Raw genomic sequence first — 24,210 nt, forward strand, 5'->3', positions numbered from 1 at the left:
ATGATATAACCCGCCAGTCTCACTGGCGGGTTATTCTTTTAATCGCCGCCAGAATGTTGTTCTGCTAATACCCAGATACCGCGCGGCTGCGGTTTTATCCCCGTTAAATTGTGCAAGAACCTGCTGAGCGGTGAGTGATGCAGGGGGAAGAGCCTCTTCGTCTGTGGTAGTCAATTCCGGTAACAGGTGCTGTAGAAAATGTGCATTGAGCGCAGGTTGCGGCTCAACGCTTAAGAAAAGCGCCAGACGTTCCATCATATTGCGCAATTCACGAATATTGCCTGGCCAGCCATAACGCAGCAGAATCGCCTGGCTTTGCTGTAAACCTTCGCGTACCGATTCGCTAAACGGCGCCTCTAATGCCGCCAGCGACTGTTTCAAAAATCCTTCCGCCAGCGGCACAATGTCGGGCTGACGTTCGCGCAGTGCGGGCAGCGTCAGGCGCAAGATGCTGAGACGATAAAACAGATCGGTACGAAATTGTCCCTGTTTCATCTGCTGTTCCAGATTGCAGTGGGTAGCGCTAATCACCCGCACATCCACCGGAATAGGCTGGTGCCCGCCGACGCGCGTGACCTCTTTTTCTTCCAGCACGCGCAAGAGTCGGGTTTGTAGCGGCAGGGGCATCTCGCCTATCTCATCCAGAAACAGCGTCCCGCCGTGGGCTATCTCAAACAGTCCGGCACGTCCACCGCGCCGTGAACCGGTAAATGCCCCCTCTTCGTAACCAAACAACTCCGCTTCGAGTAAGGATTCGGCAATCGCCCCGCAGTTGACGGCGACAAAAGGCGGGGAGCGCCTGCCGCTGCGACTACCCTGGCGGGTGAAATATTCGCGATGAATAGCCTGGGCTGCCAGCTCTTTTCCGGTGCCCGTTTCCCCCTGAATCAGGACCGGCGCGCGGGAACGGGCGTAGAGTATAATCGTGTGGCGAACTTGCTCCATTTGCAGCGAATGACCGTGCATATCGCCCAATTCATAACGGGTGCGTAACCCGTTTTCAGAGGCGTACGGACGGTGTTGTCGCCGCGTCAGGCGGGTCATATCCAGCGCATCGCTAAAGGCCTGACGCACGGTGGCTGCCGAATAAATAAAGATACCCGTCATGCCTGCTTCTTCTGCCAGATCGGTGATCAGCCCCGCGCCGACCACGGCTTCAGTGCCGTTTGCCTTCAGTTCATTAATTTGCCCGCGCGCGTCTTCTTCGGTGATATAGCTGCGTTGATCGAGGCGCAGCTTAAAGGTTTTTTGGAACGCCATCAGGGCTGGCAGCGTCTCCTGATAGGTCACCACGCCGATGGAAGAGGTCAGCTTGCCTGCTTTCGCCAGCGCCTGTAAGACGTCAAAACCGCTGGGTTTAATCAGGATCACGGGAATGGACAGACGACTTTTCAAATACGCCCCGTTCGATCCCGCAGCGATAATCGCATCACAGCGTTCGCTGGCCAGCTTTTTGCGGATATAGGTCACGGCTTTCTCAAAGCCGAGCTGGATAGGAGTGATGGTCGCCTGGTGATCGAACTCGAGACTGATATCGCGAAACAGCTCGAATAGCCGTGTCACCGAGACCGTCCAGATAACCGGCTTATCATCATTGACCCGCGGTGGAAGGTGCGTATCCGTCATAGTCGCCCGAAAAAATAATGGAACAGAGTATTGGGTGTAGTCTTGTTTCATAAATGTTGCAATGAAACAGCGGTATGCGTTTCATGAAACGTTAACTGGCACGCACTTTTTCACTCCAAATATCAGGAAAATATATAATTAATTGTTTTTAAACGAATTTAAATAAAGTGATTGTCCTCGTGCCTGCGTTGGCATAGCCCTTGCTTTATGTGAATCAACTAAGGCAACAAGTTGATAACAAAAGGACGGGATATGTCTCTACATTCTCCGGGGCAGGCGTTTCGCGCCGCGCTCAGCAAAGAAAATCCATTGCAGATTGTTGGCACCATCAATGCGAATCACGCTCTTCTGGCCCAGCGCGCTGGATACCAGGCGATTTATCTCTCTGGCGGCGGTGTGGCGGCGGGTTCACTGGGATTGCCGGATCTGGGGATCTCCACGCTGGATGATGTGCTGACCGACATTCGCCGTATCACCGACGTTTGCCCACTGCCGCTGCTGGTGGATGCCGATATCGGTTTTGGCTCCTCAGCGTTCAGCGTTGCGCGTACGGTGAAATCGATTTCCAAAGCCGGAGCCGCTGCGCTGCATATTGAAGATCAGGTGGGTGCCAAGCGCTGTGGTCATCGCCCTAATAAAGCCATTGTCTCGAAAGAGGAGATGGTGGACAGGATCCGGGCGGCGGTCGATGCCCGCACCGATCCCAATTTTGTGATTATGGCGCGTACCGATGCGCTGGCGGTAGAAGGGCTGGAGGCGGCTATCGAACGCGCTCAGGCCTATGTGGAAGCCGGGGCTGATATGTTGTTCCCGGAAGCGATCACCGAGCTTTCAATGTATCGCCAGTTTGCCGATGCGGTCCAGGTACCCATTCTTGCCAATATCACCGAGTTTGGCGCCACGCCGCTGTTCACCACCGATGAACTGCGCAGCGCCAATGTCGCGATGGCGCTCTATCCGTTGTCTGCGTTTCGCGCAATGAACCGCGCCGCTGAGCGCGTCTATAACGTGCTGCGCCAGGAAGGAACGCAAAAGAACGTTATCGACATTATGCAAACGCGTAACGAACTCTACGAGAGCATCAACTATTACCAGTACGAAGAGAAACTCGACGCGTTGTTCGCCAAACGTAATCCGTAGGCCTGATAAGGCGCAGTCGCCATCAGGGATGGCACTGCGTTAATCCGGCCCGCACGATGAATTTGTACCTTACACATTAAAAAAATGACGAGGACACTATGAGCGACACGACGATCCTGCAAAATAATACCCATGTCATTAAACCGAAAAAATCTGTGGCTCTTTCTGGGGTCGCAGCGGGAAATACCGCGCTGTGCACCGTCGGTAAAAGTGGTAACGATTTGCACTATCGCGGCTACGATATTCTCGATCTGGCCCAGCATTGCGAATTTGAAGAAGTGGCGCATTTGCTGATTCACGGCAAGTTGCCGAACCGCGATGAGCTTCAGGCGTATAAAATCAAATTAAAAGCGCTGCGCGGATTACCCGCCAATGTGCGTACCGTGCTGGAAGCGCTGCCGGCGGCCTCTCACCCGATGGACGTGATGCGCACTGGCGTTTCCGCGTTGGGCTGCACGCTGCCGGAAAAAGAGGGGCATACCGTCTCCGGCGCTCGTGACATTGCAGACAAGCTACTGGCTTCGCTCAGCTCCATCCTTCTCTACTGGTATCACTACAGCCACAACGGCGAGCGCATTCAGCCGGAAACCGACGACGACTCTGTCGGCGGACACTTTTTGCATCTGCTGCACGGTGAAAAACCGTCGAAAAGCTGGGAAAAGGCGATGCACATCTCGCTGGTGCTGTATGCCGAGCATGAATTTAACGCATCCACCTTTACCAGCCGTGTGATTGCAGGGACGGGTTCTGACGTCTATTCGGCGATTATCGGCGCGATTGGCGCACTGCGCGGCCCGAAACACGGCGGCGCGAATGAAGTGTCGCTGGAAATTCAACAGCGCTATGAAACGCCGGACGAAGCCGAGGCAGATATCCGTAAACGCGTGGAAAACAAAGAGGTGGTGATTGGTTTCGGTCATCCAGTCTATACCATCGCCGATCCGCGTCATCAGGTCATCAAGAAAGTGGCGAAGCAGCTTTCCCAGGAGGGCGGGTCGCTGAAGATGTACAACATCGCCGACCGTCTGGAAGAGGTGATGTGGGAAACGAAAAAGATGTTCCCGAATCTCGACTGGTTCTCGGCGGTCTCCTACAACATGATGGGCGTCCCGACCGAAATGTTTACACCGCTGTTTGTGATTGCCCGCGTCACCGGCTGGGCGGCGCACATCATCGAACAACGCCAGGATAATAAAATTATCCGTCCTTCCGCCAATTACACCGGCCCGGAAGATCGCCTCTTTGTTCCACTGGATGAACGCCAGTAATACATGACCTAATACTTTAGATAACAAGAAGCAGGAAACGTACCCTATGTCCGCACAAATCATGAATGTTCGCCCTGAATTTGACCGTGAAATCGTTGATATCGTTGATTACGTGATGAATTACGAGATCACGTCGAAAGTGGCGTATGACACCGCGCATTACTGTCTGCTCGACACATTAGGTTGTGGTCTGGAAGCGCTGGAATATCCGGCTTGTAAAAAACTGCTGGGGCCGGTTGTGCCAGGCACCGTGGTGCCAAACGGTGTACGCGTGCCGGGCACCCAGTTTCAGCTCGATCCGGTACAGGCCGCTTTTAACATCGGCGCGATGATCCGCTGGCTCGACTTTAACGATACCTGGCTGGCGGCGGAGTGGGGTCATCCTTCCGACAACCTCGGCGGTATTCTGGCGACGGCTGACTGGCTCTCGCGTAACGCGGTCGCCGCTGGAAAAGCGCCGTTGACCATGAAGCAAGTGCTGACCGGTATGATCAAAGCCCATGAAATTCAGGGCTGTATTGCGCTGGAAAACTCCTTTAACCGCGTCGGGCTGGATCACGTGCTGTTGGTGAAAGTGGCCTCTACAGCAGTGGTTGCTGAGATGCTGGGGCTGACCCGCGACGAGATCCTCAATGCGGTGTCACTGGCGTGGGTTGACGGTCAATCACTGCGCACCTATCGCCATGCGCCGAACACTGGCACGCGTAAATCGTGGGCGGCAGGGGATGCCACGTCTCGCGCGGTACGTCTGGCGCTGATGGCGAAAACTGGCGAGATGGGCTATCCGTCAGCGCTGACGGCAAAAACCTGGGGTTTTTATGATGTCTCCTTCAATGGCGAATCGTTCCGCTTCCAGCGTCCGTACGGTTCCTACGTGATGGAGAACGTTCTGTTTAAGATCTCCTTCCCGGCTGAATTCCACTCGCAGACGGCAGTAGAGGCCGCAATGACCCTCCATGCGCAAATGCAGGCCGCCGGTAAAACCGCTGCGGACATTGAGAAGGTGACCATCCGGACTCATGAAGCCTGTATTCGTATTATCGACAAAAAAGGGCCGTTGAATAACCCGGCTGACCGTGACCACTGTATCCAGTACATGGTGGCGATCCCGCTGCTGTTCGGACGCTTAACGGCGGCGGACTATGAAGACGGCGTGGCGCAGGACAAACGCATCGACGCCCTGCGCGAGAAGATCAACTGCTTTGAAGATCCGGCCTTTACTACCGACTATCACGATCCGCAAAAACGCGCTATCGCTAACGCGATCACCCTTGAGTTTACCGACGGCTCGCGCTTTGAAGAGGTGGTGGTGGAGTACCCGATCGGTCATGCGCGTCGTCGTAAAGACGGCATTCCTAAACTGGTCGATAAATTCAAAATCAACCTGGCGCGTCAGTTCCCGACCCGTCAGCAGCAGCGCATCCTGGAGGTCTCCCTCGACAGAACTCGCCTGGAACAGATGCCCGTTAATGAGTATGTCGATCTGTACGTGATCTAACACGCGCGGTAAGGCGTAAGTTCAACAGGAGAGCATTATGTCTTTTAGCGAGTTTTATCAACGTTCTATCGAGCAACCTGAATCATTCTGGGCCGAACAGGCCCAGCGTATCGACTGGCAACAGCCTTTTACGCAGGTGCTGGATCACAGCAACCCGCCGTTTGCCCGCTGGTTTTGCGGCGGCACGACCAATCTGTGCCACAACGCCATTGACCGTTGGGTGGCGAAGCAGCCCAATGCGCTGGCGCTGATCGCCATCTCATCAGAAACCGAAGAAGAGCGGACGTTCACCTTCAGCCAGTTGTATGACGAAGTGAATGTGGTGGCGTCAATGTTGCAGTCGCTTGGCGTACAACGTGGCGATCGGGTGCTGGTCTATATGCCGATGATTGCCGAGGCGCACATTACGTTGCTTGCCTGTGCGCGTATTGGCGCGATTCACTCCGTAGTGTTTGGCGGCTTTGCCTCGCACAGCGTGGCGGCGCGAATCGACGATGCCAAACCGGCGCTGATTGTCTCGGCAGATGCCGGGGCGCGGGGCGGTAAAATCCTGCCGTATAAAAAGCTGCTGGATGAGGCCATCGCGCAGGCGCAGCATCAGCCGCGCCATGTGCTGCTGGTGGATCGCGGGCTGGCGAAAATGGCGCGCGTGGCGGGGCGCGATCTTGATTTTGCGACACTTCGCCAACAGCATCTCGGCGCGAAGGTGCCAGTTGCCTGGCTGGAATCCAACGAAACCTCCTGCATTCTGTATACCTCGGGAACCACCGGAAAACCGAAAGGTGTGCAGCGTGACGTTGGCGGGTATGCGGTGGCGCTGGCGACCACGATGGACACCATTTTTGGCGGTAAAGCCGGCGGCGTCTTCTTTTGCGCGTCGGATATCGGCTGGGTCGTCGGGCACTCCTACATTGTTTATGCGCCGCTGCTGGCGGGGATGGCGACCATTGTTTACGAGGGGTTGCCAACGTATCCGGACTGCGGCGTGTGGTGGAAAATTGTCGAGAAGTATCAGGTCAGCCGGATGTTCTCCGCACCGACCGCCATCCGTGTGCTGAAAAAATTCCCGACCGCGCAAATTCGTCATCACGATCTCTCCTCGCTGGAAGTGCTCTATCTGGCGGGCGAACCGCTGGACGAACCGACCGCCAGTTGGGTGACCGAAACGCTGGGTGTACCGGTTGTCGACAATTACTGGCAGACGGAGTCGGGCTGGCCGATTATGGCGCTTGCCCGTGGGCTGGATGACAGACCATCGCGGCTCGGCAGCCCCGGTGTACCGATGTACGGCTACAACGTACAACTGCTCAACGAGATGACCGGCGAGCCGTGCGGCGTCAACGAAAAGGGTATGCTGGTCATTGAGGGGCCGCTGCCGCCGGGATGTATTCAGACCATCTGGGGTGACGATAAACGTTTTGTCGACACCTACTGGTCGCTGTTCTCCCGCCCGGTATACGCCACCTTTGACTGGGGTATCCGCGATGCCGACGGCTATTACTTTATTCTCGGGCGCACGGACGATGTGATTAATGTCGCTGGACACCGTCTGGGCACCCGTGAAATCGAGGAGAGTATCTCCAGTTACCCGAACGTGGCGGAAGTGGCGGTGGTGGGGGTGAAAGATGCGCTGAAAGGGCAAGTGGCGGTGGCGTTTGTGATCCCGAAACTGAGCGACAGTCTGGAAGACCGCGATGTGGCGCACAGCGAAGAGAAAGCGATCATGGCGCTGGTGGACAGTCAGATCGGTAATTTTGGTCGCCCGGCGCACGTCTGGTTTGTGTCTCAGTTACCGAAGACGCGATCCGGGAAGATGCTCAGGCGGACGATCCAGGCTATTTGCGAAGGGCGCGATCCGGGCGATCTGACCACCATCGACGATCCTGCGTCGTTGGATCAGATTCGCCAGGTGATTGAGGAGTAGTTCAGGTGCCCGGTGGTGCTTACCGGGCCTACTGACCATCCGGCAATACGTTAACTCCAGCTCACCCGGTAATGATAACGCCCGGCGCTGAGCTGGAATTCCGGCGAGACGGAAGGACTCCATGAGTCATCGCCGCCAACACCCATATGAAAGCCATCAAGATTGAGCCAGGTGCCGGCTTTCGGCTGCAGCAAATGGCGGTGGCTGGTTTCCATCAGTTGCTGCTGGCTGTAGCGGCTGATGTTGAACTGGAAGTCGCCACGCCAGATGTGCGCACCGTACTTCAGTTCACGCGTAGCGCAACGCAGACCGTTCTCACTGGGGAACACATACGGCGTATACATCTCATCCAGTGGGAGATCCCAGCGGTTAACACAGGCGGAAGACAGGCGATCCGGATAGTTCTCATGGGGGCCCAGTCCTAACCAGTTCACCCGCTCTGCCACCTGCGCAAGCTGGCAGGTCAGGCCGATTCGCGCCGGATGCGGCGTGCCGCTGGCAACCTCAACATCCACGGTTATCTGCATGTCACCATGACCGTCTATGCGATACGTTTTATGGCTGATAAACAGCGTTTCGCCCTGATACTGCCAGGCATGGGCGGTGGCGAGCAGTGCCGCGTCGGCAAGGGTATCGGCATAGCATTGCAGCAGTACCGCCTGCATCTGATAATGTCCGGCGGCTTTCCAGCGTTCGACCCAGGCATTGGGGTCAATGCGGGTCGCCTCGCTGACGCCAATATCGTTATCCAGCGGCGCGCGGGTGAACTGGTCGATAAGCGGGGTCAGCAACTGGGCGTCATTGCCAATCCAGTACTGTGTCAGCACGCCCTGCTGGCGGCAAAATTCCCAGCGTTTATCGTTCACCGTAATAGTGAAGGCGGTTTCACTGGCGGCGAGTTGCGGAGCGTTGTTGGCGCGCGGAGGCCGTTGCGTACAGAGTTTCTCGTTAAGCTTCCACTGCTGCCAGGCGCTGATGTGTCCGGCATTTGACCACGCGGTTGCTTGCGGTTGCTCGACATGTACCGTTAACCACAGTTGACCTGCCGTTTTAACCGCCGGAATCTCTGGCAGAACGATGACCTGGCGACCCTGTGGGGCAATATCCAGTACCACTTCTCCGGCAGCAAGCGGGTTGCCGTCCTGAGTCATGGACCAGTGCAGAATCTCGTTATCGCTGCGACGGAACAGGTATTCACTGGTCACTTCTATCTTGCATTCTGCGCCTGGCAGTCGCGAAAACTGAAAAAACTGCTGTGCGTGTTTCGCTTCATACAACGCAGGATGCGGGGTACGGTCGGCAAATACCAGGCCATTCATACAGAACTGGCGATCGTTGGGCGTGTCGCCAAAATCACCACCGTAGGCGGACCAGGGCTTACCGTTTTCGTCATGTTTGATCAGTGACTGATCCACCCAATCCCAGACAAAGCCGCCCTGCAAACGCGGGTACTGGCGGAATGCTTGCCAGTATTTTGCGAATCCGCCGAGGCTGTTACCCATCGCGTGGGCGTATTCGCAGAGGATCAGCGGACGCTGTTCGCCAGGCATCGACATCCACTTTTTGATAGACCATTTCGGTACGGCGGGGAAGGGTTGATCCTGATCGACGCGGGCATACATCGGGCAGACGATGTCGGTTGCGGCGGTATTCGCGCCGCCGCCTTCGTACTGCACCGGACGGGACGGATCTTCGGATTTCAGCCAACGGTACAGTGCGTCATGGTTAGCGCCGTGGCCGGATTCATTCCCCAGCGACCAGATGATAATGCTGGGATGGTTGCGATCGCGTTGCACCATGCGCGTCACGCGCTGGCTCATGGCCGGTAGCCATGCGGGATCATCGGTGAGGCGATTCATCGGCACCATACCGTGGGTTTCGATGTTGGCTTCGTCGACCACATACAGACCGTAGCGATCGCACAGGGTGTACCACAGCGGATGATTCGGGTAATGGGAGCAGCGCACGGCGTTAAAATTGTTCTGCTTCATCAGAATGATGTCCTGTACCATCGTCTCTTCGTCCATCACCTGACCGTTTTCCGGGTGATGTTCATGACGGTTGGCACCACGGACAAGCAGCGGCTTGCCGTTTAATAACAACAGTCCATTCTCAATACAGACCTGGCGAAATCCGACGTCACAGGCTTCTGCTTCAATCAGCGTGCCGTCAGCGGTATGCAGTTGCATGACGGCGCGGTACAGATTGGGTTCTTCTGCGCTCCACAACGCCGGGCGCTCGACGTTGATGCAAAGCGTCGTGCGGTCTGCGTATGCGCCGCGCTCATCAATGATATCGCTGCCAAATGGTGAAGTATTTGTCCCGACCAGCGTCTCTCTTTGCCACAGCTGTACGGTGACGCGGAGATCGTCACGGGGGACGCCTGCCAGCCTGACTTCCGTCTCCAGCACAGCACGGCTGAAATCATCGTTAAAACGGGTGTTGACGCGCAGGTCGCGGATTTGCGTGGCCGGTTTGTGCAGCAACGAGACATCGCGAAAGATACCGCTCATCCGCCACATATCTTGATCTTCCAGATAGCTGCCGTCGCTCCAGCGCAGCACCATCACTGCCAGGCGGTTCTCACCGCTGACCAGAAAATCGCTGAGGTCAAATTCGGACGGCAGACGACTATCCTGACCGTAGCCCACCCAGCGTCCATTGCACCAGAGATAGAAAGCGGAATTCACGCCATCAAAAATAACGCGCGTCTGCCCATCGCGCAGTTCCGCATCGCTAACAGTGAATGTGAGTGAATAACACCCTGTGGCGTTTTCATGGGGAACATACGGCGGATTCACCGGGATTGGATACGTCACGTTGGTATAAATGGGCGCATCATAGCCGTCCATTTGCCAGTTTGAAGGCACAGCGATCGTATCGGCATTGTTAAGATCGCTCAGCCGCCAGCTTTCCGGCACCGCTTCCGGAGACGCGAACCAACTAAATTTCCACGCGCCGTTCAGGCTGCGGATGCGCGATGAGGGGCGATTATCACGCGCATCCGTGGCGTCGCGCCAACTGGCAAAAGGAGGATGTGCCTCCAGACGGTTTAGCTGGGTGACGCCGGGGTTTTCCCAGTCGCGTCTGGCCAGTACGGCGGCGAGTGAATCTGTGTTCAGGGGCATGGCAGGATCCTGTCTTTATTTGTTATTCGTTCACAATTTTAATCAACATAAAGTGCGCTGCGAGAACCTGTAAAGCCGGGGAGGTAGAGTGGGTGAACTGACTCACAGTAATGACGGTGAGCCGGATTTGAGCTGAGAAACCTGACCGGGGTTGAGCGATAGTTGTTATCTTTAATATGTTGATAGAAAAGTGAAAGATAAAAATAGTGAGGAAGAAATGAGTGACTCTGCGGCAAAGAACATTCTGTCCATCTACCGGCGTCACGCTGATGCCTATGCCAGCCAGCGATCGCGGACACTTTTCGAAAAACGCTGGCTGGATAAATTTATCGCCGTCATTGGCGGGAAGGGAAGCATTCTCGATATCGGTTGTGGGAATGGTCAGCCGATTGCTGACTATTTTATCCAGCAAGGTTTCCAGCTTACCGGTGTTGATGGTTCTGCGGCGATGCTGGCTCGAGCCCGGGCGTCCTTTCCCTACCAGCGCTGGCTGGAGCAGGATATGCGCGAGTTAACGCTCAATGAAACCTTTGACGGTCTGATTGCGTGGGACAGCTTTTTCCATTTAACCCAGCAGGACCAGCAAAAGATGTTCCCGATTTTTGCGCAGCTCAGCCATCCCGGCAGTGCGTTAATGTTTACCAGCGGCCCCGCAAACGGGATCGCGATGGGGCAGTTTGAGGGCGAGCCGTTGTTCCATGCCAGTCTGGCCCCACAAGAGTATCGCGCCCTGTTATCGGCAAACGGCTTTGAGGTTGTGGAGATGATGATGGAGGATCCCCACTGCACTGGGCATACCATCTGGCTGGCGAAGAAACGAGGTTAAGCGCTCGCTCACACCACGCCCTGGACGGTTTTGCGCCATTAAAAGGTGAGCGTTTCACCATCTTCCGGCACGTTCACGAAGCTGGCAATTTGGTTATCCCTGGCGTACTGCCTGAGCGCGTCACGGGTGAGCAGGCAGTGGTTTATAGCCTCCATATGGCTGGCCACAATCTGCGCCTGCGGCAGCGCGAAGTGGGTTTTTAGCACATCTTCCGCGCCCATAATGATTGGGCCAAAACCGAGGACGTGCGCAAACCCTGCATTCACAACCACCACGTCAGGCTGGAAGAGCGACATCGCGGCTTCCACTTCGTCTCGCCAGATCGTATCGCCGACCAGATACAGCGTTTTCTCCTCCGGATGCTGGAAAATGACCCCGCAAGCCTCCCCTAAACGTTCCGCCATTTGTGGAATGGCGTAAGCGCGATCCGACCCGTGCTGACCGCCGGTTTTACGCAGGGTTACCTCGCCCAACACGGTGTTATCCGACAACACGGTAAGTTGGGTGAAGCCCTGATCCCGCAGTGTTTGCGCATCCTGGGCATTTTGCACGTAGACAGGTTTGTCCTTTGGTATCAAACGAGCCGCAGCCTCATCCCAGTGATCTTCATGCAGATGGGTGACGATCAGGACATCGGCTTTCAACAGCGTGTCAATACTGCACGGTAATTCCACCGTCGGATTACGGATCTCCGCGCGTGCCGTTCCGGCAAATCCTGGGTATGCACCTTGCGGGGCCAGCATCGGGTCTACCAGAAACGTTTTGTGGCCAAAGACGATGAGCTGTGTGGCGTTACGGATTTGGGTGATGTTCATGATGTTTCTCCACGTGGTGAGTCAGTGGTGCCACCGTAGAGTGTTGTCCAGAAGATGAATGTGGGCAAATGGGCAAGTCACGATGAGATTGGGCCATATGGATGGGGGGAATTTCACGTAAAAAACAAAAATTCCTAAAAGCAATAGGGAATATATGAAATCGCACTTAAATACTTTACTTTTATTTGCATATTGTGCTTTTTTTGCGTGGCTTAATTCAGCCAGGTCCATTATCGGACTTTTAATCGGGGGTTATGGTGACGTTCAGGGAAGAAAAAATGGCAGCTTTACTGGCAGGACTGTTTTTGCTGTCCTTCGCCCCCGTTTCTGCCGCACCGCTATCGCCTGCCGATCGTAATACTATTCAGCAGCAACAACAGCAGTTGCTTGATGACAACCAGCGCCAACGTGAAGAGTTAGAGCGGAGCGTCACTCTTCCAGGCGCGACGTCCCCGGTCGCCCCCTCCGCCCCCGAAGGCAGATGTTTTACGATTTCACGGATTGACGTTGACGGCACAACGAAATTGCCCGCTTCTGCCATTGCGAAACTGACTGCGCCATGGGTAAATCAATGCCTGGATGTTCCCCGACTGACTGAACTGACGAATGCGATTTCTGACTGGTACATCAGTCGCGGTTATATCACCAGTCGCGCCTTTTTAACCGAACAAGACCTCTCATCCGGTGTTCTGCACATAGCGGTACTTGAGGGCAAGTTGCAGCAGATTCGTCTGGAAGGCGTACCGTTGCGCACGCTGAAGATGACCTTCCCGGGGCTGGAAGGCAAAATTCTCAATCTGCGCGATATCGAACAGGGAATGGAGCAGCTTAACCGGGTTCGCCAGACACCGGTTGAAATCGAGATTTTACCCGGCAGCCAGCAAGGTTTCTCGATAGTTAATCTGACTGCCGCGCCAGAATTTCCGCTTAATGGCTCAGTAAGCTTTGATAACAGTGGACAAAAGAGTACCGGCACGGGGCAACTGAGCGGTGCGTTATTTGCCAATAATATGCTTGGCCTGGCGGATAAATGGTTTATCAGCGGCGGGCGAAGTAGTGATTTTTCAAACAGCAAAGATGCGCAGAATTTTGCGGCTGGCGTAAGTCTTCCTTACGGTTACGGATTGCTTGATTACAGCTATAGCTGGAGTAACTACCTCAGCACTATCGATAACAATGGCTATTTCTGGCGTTCCACTGGCGACAGCGAAACGCATCGTCTGAATGGCTCTTGGGTGTTGTTTCGCAATGGCGATATCAAGACAGCATTCTCGCTGGGGCTGACACATCGAATTAACCACAACAGGCTGAATGACGTGTTGCTGGAGGCCAGCAGTCGCAAACTTTCCAGCATCTCATTCGGCATAAACCATACGCACAAAATGTTCGCAGGTGTGGCGACACTGAACCCGACGTTTACTCAGGGGGTACCGTGGTTTGGCGCAGAGGATGACAACCTGAAACAGGGTGATGTGCCAAAAGCGGAATTTCGCAAATGGAGTGTCAGCGGCAGTTTTCAGCGTCCGCTGGCAGAGAAACTGTGGTGGCTGAGCAGCGTCTATTTTCAGTGGTCGCCAGACAGGCTGTACGGCAGTGAACGTTTAACGCTGGGCGGCGAGACGTCAGTGCGCGGCTACAAAGAGCAATACATTTCCGGTGACAACGGTGGCTACTGGCGAAATGAAGTGAATTACTCGCTCTTTACGCTGCCTGCGCTCGGGCAGATTAGCGCAATGGCGGCTTTCGACGGCGGCTGGCTGAAGCAAGATGGTTTTGATCGCTACGCTTCCGGCACGTTGTGGGGGGCCGCATTGGGGCTCACCAGCGCCGGACGCTGGTTCTCCAGCCAATTTACCGTAGGAACCCCAGTGAACTATCCGGACTGGCTGGCGCCGGATCATGTCAATGTGTATTACCGCGTATCCGTGGCATTTTAAGGGGCAAGGATGATGGAAAAGGATCAGGTTCGTTTTTCTCAGCGTGCGATTAGCGTCTTACTGAGCGTGCTGCTGACGACTCAGCCGCTGTTTCCGGCGATTGCCGCCACGATCACCCCGACCGGTAATACGCAGATGGATAAAGCGCCCAATGGCGTACCGGTGGTCAATATTGCCGCACCGAATCAGTCCGGAATCTCCCATAACAAATACAACGATTACAACGTGGGCAAAGAGGGGCTGATCCTTAACAACGCCACCGGACAATTTAATCAGACACAGCTTGGCGGTATCGTTCAGAACAACCCAAATCTGCAACCTGGAAAGCAAGCGACAGGGATCATCAACGAAGTCATCGGCACGAACCGCTCACAGCTTCAGGGGTATACCGAAGTGGCGGGCAAAGCGGCTAACGTTATCGTTGCCAACCCCTATGGTATTACCTGTAACGGCTGCGGTTTTATCAACACGCCAAACGTCACTCTGACCACCGGTAAACCGGTGCTGGATGCTAACGGGAATCTCCAGTCGCTAGAGGTAAGAAAAGGCGGTATCACCATTGAAGGCAAGGGGCTGGATGGTAGCCAGAGCGACGCGGTGTCGATCATTTCCCGTGCCACGGAAATCAATGCGCAACTGCATGCTAAAGATCTGAGTGTTATCACCGGGGCCAACAGGGTTGCGGCAAATGGTCAGATAAGCAGCCTGAAAGGCGAGGGAGTCGCGCCGAAAGTAGCGGTAGATACCAGCGCGTTAGGTGGGATGTATGCCAACCGTATTCGCCTGGTCTCCAGTGAAAAAGGTCTGGGGGTCAACCTTGGCAATCTCAATGCCCGCCAGGGGGATATCACCCTGGATGCCAGTGGTAAATTAACCGTTAAGTCCAGCCTTGCCAGCGGCGCGCTTTCCGCTCGTGGAGACGGCGTGTCGCTGACCGGGAGCCATAAAACCGGTGGCAGGATGGACATCAGTAGCTCAGGGGCACTGGCGTTGCAGGAGGCAAATCTCTCCAGTGGCGCAGCCGTGCGACTTGCCAGTGATGGCAATATGACCCTCCGTGGCGGTGGGATTACCGCAACGGATGAGTTGAAGGTTGCCGCTAAACAGGATGCAACGATTACCGGTGCCACTCTCGTCAGTCAGAATACTGCATCGCTTGGCAGCGACGGTACGCTGACAATCTCCGACGGCAGCCTGACCAGTAAGAAACAGCTGGACGTCACAGGGACACACGGGCTGACACTGGCTCGTACAACGCTGGGCAGCAACGCCGACGTCGCGCTTAGCAGTAAAGGTCGCCTGTCGGCAAGTGGGAGTGCGATTTCTGCCAATAACGGGTTGGCGCTGAAGGCGCAACAGGTCGCACTGGATAATTCCAGTCGGGCCGATGCCGGAAGGTCGTTAAATCTGAATGCCGGCGATATTAACAACCAGGGGCAGGTTAACGCGGGTGGCTACCTGACGCTTTCTGGTTCGCATGTCGTTAACGGCGGTACAGTTGCGGCGAAAGGTCGTCTCGACGCATCAGTTTCAAACATCGAAAGCAATGGGGTGCTGCAGGGGAACGGCGTTTCGGTGAGCAGCGAGTCTCTGGTGAACCGGGGGACGCTGGCAAGCGGCGGCGCGCTGGCGGTAAAAGCGAAAACGCTTATCCAGCAGGGTACGCTGAGCTCAATGGCCGATGCGAACATTCAGGCGGACGATACGTTGCGTAATGAGGGGCGTTTGCTGGCGAACGGTACGTTGGCGGTGCGGGGCGGTGTAGTTGAACAAAATGGCGTTCTCTCCGGCGAGCGGGCGCTGACGGTGAATGCAGTGAACCTCTCTGCGGCGAAAGACTCTCTGACCACCGGGCAAGGGGATGTGCAGATTAACGTTGATCAAAACGTCAGTCTGAACGGTCAGTTCAATGCTGGTGGGGCGCTTAGCGTCAAGGGAAAACAACTTACAACGGATGCGGATAGCCATCTGCAGAGCGCTAAAAACCTGGCAATAAGCGCAGAGAATGTGACGCTGGACGGCGTACAGGCGGCAAAAGGCGCGTTGAGCGTAACGGCGCAGACGTTAAGCCACGGAGGTAAGTCAACCGGCGCCAGCATTGATTTTCATGCGGGGAAGTCTGCTGATAACCATGGTGAATTACAGGCCGATACCCTGGCGCTCAGCGGTGCCAAAATAACCCATAGCGGTATTGCCAAAGCGGACCGCATTTCGCTTCTTGCGCCAGAACTCATCACCAGCAGCGGCTCTTTGATCGCCGATACCTTAACCCTCCAGAGCCAGCACATTGTCAACAGCGGTTTGATGCAGGGCAATGAGACGTTGGCGCTGAACACCAGCACGCTGGATAACCTTGCAAAAGGTACTCTCTATAGTGCTCACGACCTGACGCTTAATATCCCACAATTCAGCAATCGTGGGCTGGTCACCACTGGCGGCAATTTGCGTCTGACGGGCGACCGCCTGAGCAATGCCGGTGAAATTAACGGCGTTAATCTCAATGGTCATTACGCCATGCTGACCAGTGACGCCGGGGGGCGCTTGCTGGCTGATAACCTGATGACCCTGACTGGCGACGCGCTGGATAACAGCGGGTTAATCGCCGCAGATGGGGTGTTACTGACCGTTGGCGCGCTGAAAAACCAGGGCAACATTCAGGGATCAACAAACCTTACCCTCACTGCAGACGATACCGTCAACGGTGGTGTGCTGCATTCCGGTCACGCCCTGTCTCTTGATGGCGCGATATTGACCAATAACGGGGAACTCAGCGCCACCACGTTATTACTGACGCTTAGCGGGAAACTGGATAACGGTATTGACGGCAACGTGATTGCTGATGAAGGGCTTGAGGTAACGACGCCGGAGCTGGTGAACAGCGGTCTGCTGACCGGGAACACGCTCCGACTACAAGGCCGTGCGGTTAGCAACAGCGGTACGTTGCAGGGGTTCTCATTACTGACCGCGACGGGCGACAGTCTGGTCAACCAGACAAACGGAAAACTGCTGACTGCCGGAACACTGGAACTGAATAATCGTTCGCTCATCAATGCTGGCCTGTTGCAGGGGAAAACGCTGAATCTGGCCACCGGGGAGTGGATCAATACAGGCAACGTGCTGGGTGAAGCGGGGCTGACTGCACACGTCAGCGGTGTATTTACCAGCCAGGGGAAAGCGCTTAGCCAGCAGAATATGGATATTCATGCTGCCCGCATCACCAACAGCGGAACGCTGATGGCGAAGGTACTGACGCTGCACGGCGATTTACAGAGCAGCGGCATTTTGCAGGGCAGCCAGGCGCTGAGCTGGGACGGCGACGGCTTTACCAACCAGGCGGGTGGGCAGGTGGTAAGCACAGAAACGCTGGCGCTTACCGGAAAAAAACTGGAAAACCAGGGGCAGATGGAAAGCCGGGCGGTGACGTTGAAGACGGACACCCTGCGCAACGGCGGTGGCATACAGGCACAGGACAGTCTGCGGGCGACAGTCGCCGGAAAACTGGAAAACCAGGGGGCATTCTTAAGCCAGGGTTTGTTTGAACTGGCGGCGGCCCAGGTGATTAATGACGGCCAGCTGGCGGCAAACACCCTGACGCTGAACATCCCACAACTGACGAACAATGGGCTATTACAGGGTAACAGTGCACTGCAACTGACCACGCGCGATGTGATTAACGGCAAATCAGGGCAAATGCTGAGCGGTACCGGACTGGCGCTGGACCTCAGTTCACTGGAGAACCACGGGCTGGTACTGGCGAATGGACGTTTTACGCTGGCGGGCGACCGGTTTTCTAGTGACGGCGAAATCCATGCGGATACGCTCGGTTTTACACTGACTGATTCGCTGAATAATCAGGGCAAGCTGGTCGCGAAACATACCGCTTCATTCGATGCGAACAGGTTTGAAAACCACGGACAGCTTGCGGCGCAAAATATCACTCTCGAAGGAAAATCCCTGCATAACAGCGGGCTGGTGCAGGGCAACGATAGTGTGTCGGTGACTGCGGATACCCTCACAACAGTGGCGACAGGCAAATGGTTAACTGGCAACGCGTTGACGGTTAACGCGGGTTCGGTCAGCCACGACGGCGTGATGCAGGGCGATACGATCGCGCTTACCGCAAATGCGCTGAATAACCGCGGTGTGCTCAATGGTCAACATGGCCTGAAAGGGACTCTGACCGGGCAGCTCACCAACCAGGGGCAGATTCAAAGTGGCAGCGCACTCTCGCTGACGGCTGACGATCTGAACAGCACCGGACGTATCGCGGGCAATACGCTCACCCTTTTTGCAACGACCTTAAGCAACGGTGGTCTGTGGCAGGGGACGAACGGTCTAACGCTGACCGGCGATACGCTCACCACTGGCGCAGGATCCCGTACGCTCAGCGGCGGCGTGCTGACCCTTAACGCAGGGAATATGGCGACCCAGGGAACGTTGCAGGGGCAACAGGTTCTGGTGGCGACTGACGACTGGCAGCATAACGGATCGTTGGTTAGCCTTGGCGAGTTTACGGCGAACATCAGCAACAGCCTTACCAATCCCGGCGAGCTGATGAGTCAGGGGGCGATGTCACTGACCGCGCCGCAACTTGATAACAGCGGGAAGATCCTGAGTGAAAGCAACGTCACTCTCGACGGACAACGGCTGAACAATGGCGGTGCTGTGCAGGGAAATACCCTGACAGTACACCAGAATCGTATTAACAATCAGGGAACGCTGACCGGCCTGCAAAGCCTGACACTGGAAGCCCGCCAGCGGCTTATGGCGCGAATGGCGATGACCACACCTTCGCAGGAGCTGATTAACGGCTCTGGCGGCTCACTGCTGACGCAGGGAACATTGAAGGTGACATCTGGCGATGTGACCAATGCCGGAACGTGGCAGGGGCAGTCTGTTCTGCTCAGTGCGCAGTCGCTGACTAACTACGGGGCGATACAAAGCGCCGATGTGCTGCAGCTTATACTGGCGAATAATTTGACCTCCGGAGCTGGTAGTAAAATCACGGCGCTCGGCAACGCCACGCTACAGGCGCTTTCCCTGACAAATAACGGGCAATGGGCGGCAAAAAACCTGACGCTGAAGGGAACAACGCTTGATAACACAGGGGCCGCCAGCGGGGTAAACGGCCTGACGCTTACGATGAACAGCGCAGTCAGCCAGCGGAAATCTGGCAGTATGCTGACCGGCGGTGCGTTGAATCTGAATTCGGCGTCTGTGGCTAATGAGGGCAAAATTCAGGGCGCGACGCTGGGCATCACGTCTGGCGCATTGACCAACAGCGGGCGACTGCAGGGAGATAATGGCGCGACGTTGAGCCTCAGCGGTGCTCTGACCAATAACGCAGGCGGCGAGATTGTTAGCCGTCAGGGGCTGACAGTGACCACGCCTGTCATGTCCAACTACGGCTTAATACAGGGGGGCGGTGATACCCGTTTTAACGCCACGACCCGGGCGCTTAACGAGGGCAAACTGCTTTCCGGCGCTGGATTGACGCTGACCACCCCACAATATTCTGGCGCAGGCTGGCTACAGGCGACCCAACTCATCCTTAATGCCACAACCGCGACGAACAGTGGGAACTGGCTTGCCGACAGCGCAACGCTTACGGGCAATAATTTTACCAACCTGGGCACCACACAGGCAGGCCAACTGGCGGTCAATTACAACCAGTTGACCAACAACGGCACGTTGCTGGGGAATGCGCGACTGACGGTCAACGCCGATCAGGTTAACCAGAATGCGGCAGGCAAACTGTTCAGCGGCGGCGATTTGTCTCTGGAAAGTAAAGGTCTGACAGCGTTGGGGCAGGTCGTCGCGCTGGGAAATCTGACCCTGAAGCTGGCGAATGCGTTTACCGCGAACAGCGCATTTGCCGCCGGAAAAACGCTTTCCGTCACCAGTGATAGCGCTATAGACAACCGCAGCGTATTGCAGGGACAGGCGGTTAATCTATCGGCGGGCGGACAGCTCAGCAATAACGGGAAAATCACCACCGGCAGCGGCGCGAGCGCCCTCAGTGGCAGCAGTGTGGCGTTCAATGCCGCCGGAACAGTGCAGGGTGGCGGCGACATTACGGTTAGCAGTCGCGGCAATATTACCGTGGACGGTTTCACCGGTACGCGCGGAACGCTCACACTCAGCGCGCCGGGTGCCATCATCAATAGGGCACTGCTGTATGCAGCAAATAATCTGGCGCTCTATGCCAACAGCATCACAAACCAGCGCGGCGATATCCTTGCGGGCAACTCCCTGTGGATGCAAAAAGATGCGGCGGGAAATGCCAACAGTGAAGTTATTAACACCTCCGGCACCATTGAGACGCAAAATGGCGATATCACCATTAAAACCGGGCATCTGCTGAATCAGCGGGACGGGCTGAACGCAAACCAGACGCAAATTGCAGGATCAAATAATATTCCTGGGGTCGGTGGCGCCACTCTTGATGTTGATATCAGCCAGTTGCCCGAAGGAAGCTACGGTGTTAATGGTTATTCTTACGAAAGACAGGCCAGTTCATGCAGTGCGAATGCATCCTGCAACTTTAATCATTATTTCCAGTATTACTATGCGCCTTTTGAAGACTCTGCGACGCAGAAATTCATTTCCAGCCAGATTAAAACCGATGTCACCAGTTCAGGGGGGGCTTCTCGTATTGCGTCCGGGCGCAATCTGACAATGCATGCAGATTCTCTGGATAACCTGGCCAGTAATATTCTGGCAAACAACAATATTAACCTTTCAGGAAACACGTTAAATAACCAAAGCTGGCAATCGGGAACGTTAACGGATTATTTTGTTTATAAATATTCCCCTGAGCAATATTCGCGCAAAAAATTTGCTGTAGACAGCGTAGATGTTTTACCTCCTCGCTATAACGAAGGCAGAACCAGTAATGGTGAAACCATTCTGCTGCCAAAAGAGACGACGATAACGTTCACTCTGGAAGGACATGACCGTGCTCAGGAGAATGGGGATATCTATCGTTCGGTGATTCAGGCCGGTGGTAATGTAGCAGCAAACTTCTCTACCGCTATTGGCAATGAAACAACATCGTCCAACGCGGGTGGGGTGGTAAATACACTCCTGACTCCAACCCTGAACACCCTCAGCCATCAGGGCATCAGCGGCGGGGTGCAAAAGCAAACGCTGGCAGGCGGCGAGGCTGTTAGCATCAACTCTGTGCAGTGGAATGATCAACTACAAAACGCGCTGCAACACATCAACGGCGGCGGTACGCTGGATAGCGCCAGCGTTGCGAATACTGCACTGGACTCGATTTCCGTAACAGAGAAAAATAACGCCAGTCTGGGCCAGTTGAATGGACTCAGTGGTGCGGATATCACTGACGCCTCTCTGAATACGACCCAAGGTCGTGAATCGGGGCATTATCAGGGGAAAACGGCGGATACCAGCGCCTACCCGTTACCTTCTGGGAATAATGGATACTTTGTTGTTTCTGATAACCCGAAAAGTCCGTACCTGATCAGCGTTAACCCAAAACTTAACGGGATGGGTCAGCTTGATCCGAACTTGTTTGGCGACCTGAATGCCTTGCTGGGTATCAAACCTGGCGCTGCGCCACGTGAAACCAACAGTGCATATACCGATCAAAACAAGTTCTTGGGCTCGGCCTATATGCTGGATCGCCTTAAACTGAACCCGGAATACGACTACCGTTTCCTCGGTGATGCGGCGTTCGACACCCGCTACGTCAGTAACGCCATGCTCAACCAGACGGGAAGTCGTTACATCAACGGCATTGGCTCAGACCTTGAGCAGATGCGCTACCTGATGGACAACGCTGCCAGTGCGCAGCGGTCGCTGGGGCTGAAGTTCGGTGTGGCTATGACCGCGGAGCAGATAGCCACGCTTGAGCAGAGCATGATGTGGTGGGAAGCGGCGACCATCAACGGCGAAACGGTGATGATACCGAAGCTCTACCTGTCGCCGAAAGATGTGACAGTGAACAACGGCAGCGTCATTTCCGGGAATAACGTTCAGCTTGCTGGCGGCAATATCATCAACTCCGGCAGTTCGATACTGGCGAAGAACAACCTGACCCTCGACAGCCAGAACAGTATTAACAACCTCAACAATGGCCTGATACAGGCTGGGGGGAACCTCGACCTGAGCGCCATTGGCGATATCAATAACATCAGTTCTGCCATCAGCGGAAAGACGGTGGCACTGGAGAGCCTCGACGGCAGCATCAATAACCTGACGCTGGCGGAGCAGATTGACATCACCGCGCAAAGCAAATACAGCACGGTAAGTTTCAAAGACACGCTACTGGGGACAACGTCGTCGATAACCGCGCAGGACGGACTGTCGCTGTCGGCAGGGAAAGATATCACCGTCACCGGCGCGAATCTTGCCGCGGGCGGCTCACTGTTGATGGAGGCCTGGGGGGATATCGCCGTCAATGCCAACCAGATTAACGATGCGCAGGGTCGCTCCGGACGCTGGGTTGCCGATACCCGCCGTTCATCGGTGGACTGGCAGGGCAGCAGCATTAGCGCAGGTGGTAATCTCGGGATCATTGCCGGAAACAACCTCAATGTGACTGCCAGTGATGTGAAAGCAGGCGGCAACGCCCAGCTTGCGGCGGGTAACGATCTCAATCTGAACGCCGCCAGTACTCGCGAAAACAACCGCAATGGCGGCAGCGAGTCGCACAGTAGCGGGCTTGATCGCACCACCGTTTCAGCGGGTGACAGTCTGGTGCTGAAAGCCGGGCAGGACATCAATGCCCACGCGGCGGGACTGGCGGCGGAAGGGAACGTCGGCATCCAGGCCGGACGCGATGTGAACCTGCAGGCGGGAGAAACCGTGACCGGCAGCAGCTCGCACGCGAAAAAGAAAACGGTGATCAACGAGTCCGTGCGCCAGCAGGGCACCGAAATCGCAAGCTCCGGCAACACAACCATTATCGCCGGGCGCGACGTGAACAGCGAAGCAGCGCAGGTTACCGCCAGCGGGGATATCGGCGTGGCGGCAGGTCGTGACGTGAACCTGACGACGGCGACGGAAAGCGACTACCACTACCAGGACAAAACCAAAACCAAAAAAGGACTTCTCAGTAAAAAAACGACGCACACCATCGAGGAAGACAGCGCGACGCGTGAAGCAGGCACGCTGCTTTCCGGCGATAACGTCACCGTGCAGGCGGGCAACAACCTGCTGGTGAAAGGCTCCTCCGTGGTGGGCGACAACACCGTGGCGCTGGGCGCGGGCAACAATGTCGATATTGTCGCCGCCACCAATACCGACACCTCCTGGCGATTTAAAGAGACTAAAAAGAGCGGTCTGATGGGCACCGGCGGCATCGGCATCACCGTCGGCAGCAGCAAGTCCACTCACGACCTTCGCGAGGCAGGCACCACGCAAAGCCAGAGCTTCAGCACCGTCGGCTCTACGGGTGGCAATGTGGTTATCGCCGCTGGAAACCAGGCGCACATCGGCGGCGCGGACCTGATTGCCGGGAAGGACATGAGCCTCAGCGGCAGCAGCGTGCTCATCGATCCGGGCCACGACAAACGCACCCGCGATGAGACCTTCGAGCAGAAGAAAAGCGGGCTGACGCTGGCGCTGTCGGGGACTGTCGGGAGCGCGATTAACAATGCGGTCACGGCAGCGCAGGACACCAAAGAAGAGAGCGACGGACGGCTGAAGGCGCTTCAGGCCACCAAAACGGTGCTCTCCGGCGTGCAGGCCGGGCAGGCGGCTGAGGCGGCGAACCTGACGGCGGACCCGAACGCGATGGGCGTCAGCCTCTCGCTGACCACGCAAAAATCCAAATCGCAGCAGCATGCTGAGAGCGATGCGGTGGCGGGCAGCACGCTGAATGCGGGGAATAACCTCTCCATCACCGCGAACGGCAAAAAGGGCGACGGCGACATTGTGATTGCGGGCAGCCAGCTGAAGGCGGGCGGCGACACGCTGCTGGACGCGAAGAACGATGTCATTCTCAGCGGCGCGGCCAACACCCGGCAATCCAGCGGCAAGAACAGCAGCAGCGGCGGTGGGGTCGGGGTGAGTATCGGGG

At 55.9% G+C, this 24,210-nt stretch carries 10 protein-coding genes; 7 read left to right on the plus strand and 3 right to left on the minus strand.

Annotated elements, in window-relative coordinates; genetic code table 11:
• Positions 1–30: 30 nt before the first annotated feature.
• Positions 31–1,626, minus strand: a complete 1,596-nt coding sequence (gene prpR, locus NNO04_RS16600; RefSeq protein WP_271445630.1) for a propionate catabolism operon regulatory protein PrpR — start codon at positions 1,624–1,626, stop codon at positions 31–33.
• A gap of 252 nt (positions 1,627–1,878) precedes the next feature.
• On the opposite strand from prpR, the gene prpB reads away from it, so the two are divergent.
• From prpB to prpE, 4 genes are all read left to right on the plus strand, one after another.
• A complete protein-coding gene (prpB, locus tag NNO04_RS16605) occupies positions 1,879–2,766 on the plus strand; it encodes a methylisocitrate lyase (RefSeq protein WP_271445631.1) in 888 nt (295 codons plus the stop codon).
• Between the two features lie 98 nt (positions 2,767–2,864).
• Positions 2,865–4,034, plus strand: a complete 1,170-nt coding sequence (gene prpC / locus NNO04_RS16610) for a bifunctional 2-methylcitrate synthase/citrate synthase (protein WP_271445632.1) — start codon at positions 2,865–2,867, stop codon at positions 4,032–4,034.
• Between the two features lie 46 nt (positions 4,035–4,080).
• Complete coding sequence (locus NNO04_RS16615; protein ID WP_271445633.1) at positions 4,081–5,532, plus strand: bifunctional 2-methylcitrate dehydratase/aconitate hydratase; 1,452 nt, start codon at positions 4,081–4,083, stop codon at positions 5,530–5,532.
• A 37-nt stretch (positions 5,533–5,569) separates the two neighbouring features.
• Positions 5,570–7,456: a propionate--CoA ligase gene (prpE, locus tag NNO04_RS16620; protein ID WP_271445634.1), complete on the plus strand. Its 1,887-nt coding sequence runs from the start codon at positions 5,570–5,572 to the stop codon at positions 7,454–7,456.
• A 50-nt stretch (positions 7,457–7,506) separates the two neighbouring features.
• On the opposite strand, the gene NNO04_RS16625 is transcribed toward prpE, so the two are convergent.
• The gene (locus tag NNO04_RS16625) at positions 7,507–10,584 is read right to left on the minus strand and encodes a beta-galactosidase (protein ID WP_271445635.1); all 3,078 of its coding nucleotides are present in this window, start codon (positions 10,582–10,584) and stop codon (positions 7,507–7,509) included.
• A 217-nt stretch (positions 10,585–10,801) separates the two neighbouring features.
• Between NNO04_RS16625 and NNO04_RS16630 the strand changes: the two genes are divergently transcribed.
• Entirely contained in the window at positions 10,802–11,410 is a 609-nt protein-coding gene (locus NNO04_RS16630; RefSeq protein ID WP_271445636.1) for a class I SAM-dependent DNA methyltransferase, read from the plus strand.
• A gap of 38 nt (positions 11,411–11,448) precedes the next feature.
• Here NNO04_RS16630 and NNO04_RS16635 read toward each other — a convergent pair whose 3' ends face one another.
• Positions 11,449–12,225: an MBL fold metallo-hydrolase gene (locus tag NNO04_RS16635; protein WP_271445637.1), complete on the minus strand. Its 777-nt coding sequence runs from the start codon at positions 12,223–12,225 to the stop codon at positions 11,449–11,451.
• Positions 12,226–12,503: 278 nt separating this feature from the next.
• Between NNO04_RS16635 and NNO04_RS16640 the strand changes: the two genes are divergently transcribed.
• Positions 12,504–14,162 (plus strand): ShlB/FhaC/HecB family hemolysin secretion/activation protein, encoded by a 1,659-nt coding sequence (locus NNO04_RS16640; RefSeq protein WP_271445638.1) that lies wholly within the window; start codon positions 12,504–12,506, stop codon positions 14,160–14,162.
• Between the two features lie 12 nt (positions 14,163–14,174).
• Positions 14,175–24,210: two-partner secretion domain-containing protein (locus NNO04_RS16645; RefSeq protein WP_442870744.1), on the plus strand; the 10,036-nt coding region annotated here is incomplete at its 3' end.

Source organism: Citrobacter sp. Awk 4, assembly GCF_028069725.1.
In the GTDB taxonomy this organism is placed as follows: Bacteria; Pseudomonadota; Gammaproteobacteria; order Enterobacterales; family Enterobacteriaceae; genus Citrobacter_D.

Bases quoted from the DNA above. Each gene is read 5' to 3' on its own strand.
- NNO04_RS16635 (WP_271445637.1), bottom strand. From the start codon at position 12,225: ATGAACATCACCCAAATCCGTAACGCCACACAGCTCATCGTCTTTGGC.
- NNO04_RS16615 (WP_271445633.1), top strand. From the start codon at position 4,081: ATGTCCGCACAAATCATGAATGTTCGCCCTGAATTTGACCGTGAAATC.
- NNO04_RS16630 (WP_271445636.1), top strand. From the start codon at position 10,802: ATGAGTGACTCTGCGGCAAAGAACATTCTGTCCATCTACCGGCGTCAC.
- prpB (WP_271445631.1), top strand. From the start codon at position 1,879: ATGTCTCTACATTCTCCGGGGCAGGCGTTTCGCGCCGCGCTCAGCAAA.
- NNO04_RS16640 (WP_271445638.1), top strand. From the start codon at position 12,504: ATGGCAGCTTTACTGGCAGGACTGTTTTTGCTGTCCTTCGCCCCCGTT.
- prpE (WP_271445634.1), top strand. From the start codon at position 5,570: ATGTCTTTTAGCGAGTTTTATCAACGTTCTATCGAGCAACCTGAATCA.
- NNO04_RS16625 (WP_271445635.1), bottom strand. From the start codon at position 10,584: ATGCCCCTGAACACAGATTCACTCGCCGCCGTACTGGCCAGACGCGAC.
- prpR (WP_271445630.1), bottom strand. From the start codon at position 1,626: ATGACGGATACGCACCTTCCACCGCGGGTCAATGATGATAAGCCGGTT.
- prpC (WP_271445632.1), top strand. From the start codon at position 2,865: ATGAGCGACACGACGATCCTGCAAAATAATACCCATGTCATTAAACCG.